We start from the raw sequence: 6,079 nt of genomic DNA, 5'->3' as shown, positions 1-6,079 counted from the left end.
GGTCATGCTGTTGGACCAGTTCCTCAACCGGATGGCCAAGGGCGATGTGGTCGTCACCGTGAACGAGGCCCGGCGCCGCCGGGGACGCCAGCGCCCCCACCCCGCCGAGCCGGGTCGCGGAGTACTCCCAGCCGTGTGGGCCGGCGAAGTCCACCACCTTGCGGGCCGCGAGGTTCGTCGTCAGCCGGGCCGTCGCCTCGTCGTCGACCGCCTTCCAGGCGGCGTCCGTCAGCGGGGCGTGGCCGCGCAGAAGATGATTCATTCTCCAAAACCTTTCAGGCTGCCGATTCCCAGGGAGCCGTCGCCGGGTCCCGCCGCCTGCGCCTGCTGCGGCGCCTGGTCCCCTGCCCCGCTGTGGCCCTCGATCGCGTTCTCCTCGACCTCGGTCACCGGGCCGGAGGTGAACAGGTACGTCCGCAGCTGCGTGTCCAGGACGGGATCGTGGCGGCGCAGCCACTCCAGCGTCATGGCCGCGTGTTCCTTCTCCTCGTCCCGGTTGTGCGCCAGCACCTGCGCCAGCTCCGGGTCGGTCGCGGCCTCGACCCGCTGGTCGTACCAGTCGACCGCCTCGAACTCCTCCATCAGCGAGACGATCGCCCGGTGGCGGTCGACCGTTCTCGCCGAGAGTGTGTCGGGCTGTTCGTGCAGCCCCATGCTTGAGTCGCCCATGGCGTCTGCCTACCACGTCCCGAGGCCGGTCACGCCGGTACGCGTGGACCGATCCCTCGAGCGGCGCCCGGGTGCTCAGGCAGGCGGCGCCAGGGTGATCTCGATGCGCCGGTTGGCGGCCCGCCCCCGCGCCGTGCGGTTGTCTCCGGCCGGCTCCGCGGAGCCGAAACCGGCGGCCCGGACGCGGGCGGCCGGCACCCCCTGCCGGAGGAGGTAGCCGGCGACCGCCTGGGCCCGGCTCAGCGACAGTGCCTGGTTGACGCGGGCGGGCCCCGTGGTGTCGGTGTAGCCGCCGACGAGGACGGTGACGTTCCCGCCGCGCAGCACCGCGACGGAATGGGCGAGCTGGGCGACGACCGCGAGGTCGTGGGAGATGAACAGGTAGCCGATGCCGAGGTCGTTCTGCAGACGCAGCAGCAGGGCGAGGATCTGGTCCTGGACGGAGACGTCGAGCGCGGACACCGGCTCGTCGAGGAAGACGAGTTCGGGGGCCAGCGCCAGGGCGCGGGCGATCGCGACCCGCTGGCGCTGACCGCCGGAGAGCTCGGTGGGGCGCCGGGTGGCGTAGGCGGCGGGCAGGGCGACCTGGTCGAGTAGTTCGCGGACCCGGGCGGCCCGGCTGGCCCGGTCGCCGATCCGGTAGGAGACCAGAGGTTCGGCGATGCTCCGCGCGACGCTGAAGCGCGGGTCGAGTGACGAGTACGGGTTCTGGTGCACCAGCTGGAAGCGCCGCCGCAGGGGGCGCAGCGTCGACCAGCCGGCGCCGGTGATGTCGGTGCCGTCGAGGAGCACCCGGCCCCGGGTGGGTTGTTCCAGGCCCATCGCGATGCGCAGTGCCGTGGTCTTGCCCGAGCCGGACTCGCCGACGAGGCCGAGGGTCTGTCCGGCCCGTACGGTCAGGCTGACGTCGTCGAGGGCCCGCAGCGTCCGCTCGGCGCCGCCGCGGGGCAGGCGGAAGTCCTTGCCGATGCCGTCGAGGCGCAGCACCTCCGGCGCGGGCGGCGCCTCGGCGCGGGCGGGCACGACCCGCCCGGCGTGCGACAGCGCGGGTGCGACGTCGAGGAGATGTCTGGTGTAGGCCTCGCGGGGACGCAGCAGGATGTCCGCTGGCGCGCCCTGTTCGACGACGCGCCCGCGGCGCATGACGATGACGCGGTCGGCCCGGTCGGCGGCGATACCCAGATCATGGGTGATGATCAGCAGGGCGGTGCCGGAGTCGGCGACGAGTCCGGCGAGGTGGTCGAGGATGCGCCGCTGGACGGTGACGTCCAGGGCGCTGGTCGGCTCGTCGGCGACGATGAGCCGGGGTCGCCCGGCGATCGCGATGGCGATGAGCACCCGCTGGCGCAGCCCGCCGGACAGTTCGTGCGGGTACTGCCGGGCCCGCAGCGCCGCCTCGTCGACCCCGGCGCGCTCCAGGGCCTCGAGCGCCTGCACGGGGGCGAGGCGACGGTCGACGCCGCGGCGGCGCACCGCCTCGGCGACCTGGGGGCCGATGCGCATCGTCGGGTTGAGGCCGACCATCGGGTCCTGCGGGACGAGGCCGACGACGGTGCCGCGCAGGGCCCGCCAGACCCGCTCGGGGGCGCCGGTGACCTCGGTGCCGGCGATCTCGATACGGCCCGCGGTGACGACGCCGCCAGCGGGCAGCAGGCCGAGGATCGCGCTCGCCGTCGTCGTCTTGCCGGAGCCGGACTCCCCGACGACGGCGACGGTCTCGCCGGGGGTGACGGCGAGGTCGACGCCCTCGACCGCGGGCCGCAGCTGCCCGCCCTGGCGGTAGGCGACGCTCAGGCCGGCGAGCGCCACGACCGGCGGCGAGGTCGATGTCGTCGGGCCGGGTGTCCCGGCGTCCGCCGCGGCCGCGGTAGGGGGTGTGCTCACCGTTGCACCTCCTCAAGGGATCGGGCGATGTGGTTGAGACTGAACACGACCAGGCCGACGAACAGGCCGGGCAGCAGTGCCAGCCACGGGCTGGTGATCAGGTAGTTGCGGCCCGCGGAGATCAGGGTGCCCCATTCGGCGGCGGGCGGCGGGGTGCCGAACCCGAGGAAGCTCAGGCTGGAGATGAGCAGCACCGCGGCGCCGAAGTCGAGCACGGCGAGCACGCCGACCGGCCCCCACGAGTTCGGTAGGACGTGGCGCAGCAGGACCCGGCCCCAGGACGCGCCGCCGGTGCGGGCGGCCTCGACGTAGGCCTGCGAGCGCACCCGCAGCACCTCGGCCCTGGTGGTGCGGGCGAAGCCGGGGGCGATGCCGACGGCGACGGCGATGGCCATCGGCAGCAGGCCGAACCCGAGCGCGGTGACGATCGTCATGGCCATCAGCAGGATCGGGATGGCGAGCATGACGTCGACGACGCGCATCAGCAGGCTGTCGACCCAGCCGCCGAAGAACCCGGCGAGGACGCCGATGGCGAGGCCGGCGATGACCGCGATCAGCACCGCCCCGCCCGCCGCCTTGATCGTCAGGGTGGAGCCGTGCAGGACGCGGCTGAACATGTCGCGGCCCAGCTCGTCGGTGCCGAACAGGTGCGCCGTGCTCGGCCCGCGCAGCTTCTCCGTCGGCGAGGTCTCCGATGGGGCCCGGGCGGTGAACAGCGAGGGCACCAGCGCCGAGAGGGTGACGAAGGCGACGAACAGCGCGGCGAGCACGAACCCCGGCCGGCGCGCCAGGCGCCCTGTTCGCGTTCCCGCGGCGAGACGCCGGCGCGCCACCGCGGCGCCCTCCCCCGCCGCGTCCGACCCGATGAGGCCCACCTCGGCGCTGATCACCGCCGCGGCGCAGGCGAGCGGGCTGGCGGCGACCGGGTCGGCGGCGACGGTGGTACTGGCACGGTCCCTGGTGGCCGTGGCGAAGACTGGCTTGTCGGGCATGGCGCGCCTTCCCTAGCCCGCCCCCGCCGCGCTTGCCACGCGGGGGTCGAGCAGCGAGTAGAGCAGGTCCACGAGCAGGTTCACGAGGACGAAGCCCGCCGCGGTGATCAGCACGATCGCCTGGACCACGGGAACGTCCTGGCCGAGGACGGCCTGCTGGGTGAGCTGGCCGAGGCCGTTGCGGGAGAACACCGCCTCGACGACGATCGAGTTCGTCACCGTGTAGCCGAGCATGATGCCGAGCAGGGTCAGCGCCGGCAGGCAGGCGTTGCGCAGCACGTGCCGGCGCTGCACCGTCCGCCGGGACAGGCCTTTGGCCTGCGCCGTCACGATGTAAGGCTCGCGCCAGGTGTCGTCGAAGCCGCGGGTGAGCAGCTGGGCGAGCATCGCGGCGCCGATGAGCGACATCGTCACCGCGGGTAGCACGAGGCTGCGCCAGCCGTCGCTGCCGGTGGCGGGAAGCCAGGTCAGGGAGAAGGAGAAGACCTGGATGAGCAGCAGGCCGACGAAGAACTGCGGCAGCGACACGCCCACGGCGGGTAGCCGGGCGAGAACCGTACGCGCCGGGCGCCAGCGCACGAACACGGCGAGGTAGGCCAGCCCGACGCCGCCGCCGAGCATCAACGGGAGGGCGACGGCGGTGAGTTCCAGCGTCGAGGGCAGCTTGTCGGCGATGAGCGAACCGACGGTGACGTTCTGGGTCAGTGACATCCCGAAGTCGCCGTGCAGCGCGTGCCACAGGGAGTGGACGTACTGGACGAGAACCGGGTTGTTGAGGCCGTAGCGGTCCTTGAGGTCGTGCAGGGCGGCCGGGGTGAGTTGGCTGATGTCCGCGCCGCCGGCGGAGAGCTGCAGGGTGATCGGGTCGCTGGGCAGCACGTGCAGGATGACGAAGACGACCGTGTAGGCCGCCCAGAGCACGAGGAGTGCCTGGGCGAACCTGCCGGCGAGATAACGAGTCATCGCTACTTGGACAGCCAGATGTCGTTGGCGCGCAGGAACGCCTCGGAGGTCCAGGCGAATCCGTGCACCTTCTTCGACACCCCGGCGGTCTGCAGCCGGTCGTAGAGCGGGAAGACCACGGCGTTGTCGATCAGATAATCCTGTAGTTCCCGGTAGGCCACGGCCCGCTTGTCCGGGTCGACGGTGGACTGCCCGGTGGCGAACAGCGTGCTGACCCGCGCGGCGGTCGCCGGGTCCTGGCTGTACTTCGCCGAGTACTGCTTGGACACGGCCGAGTCGATCGTGGAGCCCAGCACGCTCGGGTCGGCGCGGGTGAGGTAGGTCCCGATCAGGTCGTAGCCGCCGGCGTTGGCCTGCGGGGTGAGCTGCGCGTTGGTGAGGACCTTGATCTGCAGGTCGATGCCGACCTTCTTGAGCTGGTCCTGGATGAGCTGGTCGCCGGGGCTCGCCGCGGGGACGAGGTAGGTCAGGGAGAGCTTCTTGTCAGCCTTGTGGCGGAAGCCGTCGGCGCCGGTCGTCCAGCCGGCGCCGTCGAGCAGCTTGCCCGCGCCGGCGGGGTCGTGGGTGAGCTTGCCGCCCTCGTCGACGAAGTAGGGGGTGCTCACCGTCAGCGGGCTCTTCGCCACCGGGTAGCCATCCCAGAAGACGGTCTTGGCGTAGCTGTCGAGGTCCAGGGCCTTCTGCAGGGCCTTGCGTACCGCGGTGTCGGCGAGCGGGCGCCCGGGAGTGACGTTCGGGGTGAGGATGTCGGCGATGCCGGGCAGCGCGCGTGTCTGGATGGTGGCGCCGGAGGCCTTGATGACCTCCTGGTCGGCCGAGGAGATGGGCTGGCGCGGCCAGGCGATGTCGATGGTGCCGTTGGTCAGGCTGCCGACGCGGACGCTGTCCTCGCCGATGTAGCTGACGTCGATGCCGTCGAGGTGGGCCGCACCCTTGTTGGCGACCAGCGTGCTCGGCCAGGCGTAGCCGGGCCGGCGGGTGATCTTCACGGCCTTGCCGGCGCTGTAGCTGTCGAGGGTGAACTCGCCCGAGCCGATGACCTTCCCGGCGCAGCGGGCCTCGGGCGTCTCCTGGTAGGTCGCCGGCGAGAGGATCGCGAGCGTCGTGGTGGAGGTGGCCTGCAGGAACGCGGCGTTGGGCTGGGAGAAGTCGACCGTGACGGTGGTGGGGTCGACGACAGTGGTCGACGTGTAGCCCGCGAGGTAGGTGACGCCGAGGATGGAGCGGGCGCCGAGGTCGTGGGTGCCGTCCAGGGCGGTCTTCACGGCGGTGGCGTCGAGCTTCGTGCCGTCGCTGAAGGTGACGCCGTCACGAAGCTTGAAGGTGAACTCGGTGGCCGCCGGGTTCACCGTCCAACTCGTCGCGAGCCACGGGACGATCTTCCCGGTCTTGGGGTCCTGGTCGGTGAGGGAGTCGGCGATGTTGCGGTCGATGCTGCGCGACTCGATCCAGTACACCTGGTTCGGGTCGATGCAGCCCTGCAGGTCCCCGTAGAAGGCGATCTTCAGCCGGCCGCCGGCGACCGGCGTGCCGCCCGAGGCCGCGCCGGCGCTGTCCGAGCCGGACCCACC

General features: G+C 72.2%; 6 protein-coding genes. All 6 read right to left on the bottom strand.

Annotated elements, in window-relative coordinates:
- Window positions 1-262, bottom strand: a 262-nt coding sequence (locus tag MXD58_RS17800) for an encapsulin (RefSeq protein ID WP_250609605.1), incomplete at its 3' end; no start/stop codon positions are given.
- The gene (locus tag MXD58_RS17795; RefSeq protein ID WP_248840694.1) at window positions 259-669 is read right to left on the bottom strand and encodes an encapsulin-associated ferritin-like protein; all 411 of its coding nucleotides are present in this window, start codon (window positions 667-669) and stop codon (window positions 259-261) included. The genes MXD58_RS17800 and MXD58_RS17795, both read right to left, overlap by 4 nt.
- Window positions 670-744: 75 nt before the next feature.
- A complete protein-coding gene (locus MXD58_RS17790; protein ID WP_374616291.1) occupies window positions 745-2,553 on the bottom strand; it encodes an ATP-binding cassette domain-containing protein in 1,809 nt (602 codons plus the stop codon).
- Window positions 2,550-3,545 carry an ABC transporter permease gene (locus tag MXD58_RS17785; RefSeq protein ID WP_248837060.1) on the bottom strand — a complete coding sequence of 332 codons (996 nt, stop codon included), beginning with the start codon at window positions 3,543-3,545 and terminating at the stop codon, window positions 2,550-2,552. The genes MXD58_RS17790 and MXD58_RS17785 overlap by 4 nt, the downstream gene beginning before the upstream one ends.
- Window positions 3,546-3,557: 12 nt before the next feature.
- Window positions 3,558-4,508, bottom strand: coding sequence for an ABC transporter permease (locus tag MXD58_RS17780; protein WP_248837061.1), 951 nt, complete (start codon window positions 4,506-4,508; stop codon window positions 3,558-3,560).
- A 2-nt stretch (window positions 4,509-4,510) separates the two neighbouring features.
- The coding region (locus MXD58_RS17775; protein ID WP_250609604.1) for an ABC transporter substrate-binding protein at window positions 4,511-6,079 on the bottom strand (1,569 nt) is incomplete at its 5' end.

This window comes from Frankia sp. AgKG'84/4 (assembly GCF_023242965.2).
In the GTDB taxonomy this organism is placed as follows: Bacteria; Actinomycetota; Actinomycetes; order Frankiales; family Frankiaceae; genus Frankia.
Note: the sequence above shows the minus strand (reverse complement) of the source record. Positions and strands in the feature narration are given on the sequence as shown.

Excerpts from the sequence above, each read along its gene's own strand:
- MXD58_RS17795 (WP_248840694.1), bottom strand. The coding sequence starts at position 669 with ATGGGCGACTCAAGCATGGGGCTGCACGAACAGCCCGACACACTCTCG.
- MXD58_RS17785 (WP_248837060.1), bottom strand. The coding sequence starts at position 3,545 with ATGCCCGACAAGCCAGTCTTCGCCACGGCCACCAGGGACCGTGCCAGT.
- MXD58_RS17780 (WP_248837061.1), bottom strand. The coding sequence starts at position 4,508 with ATGACTCGTTATCTCGCCGGCAGGTTCGCCCAGGCACTCCTCGTGCTC.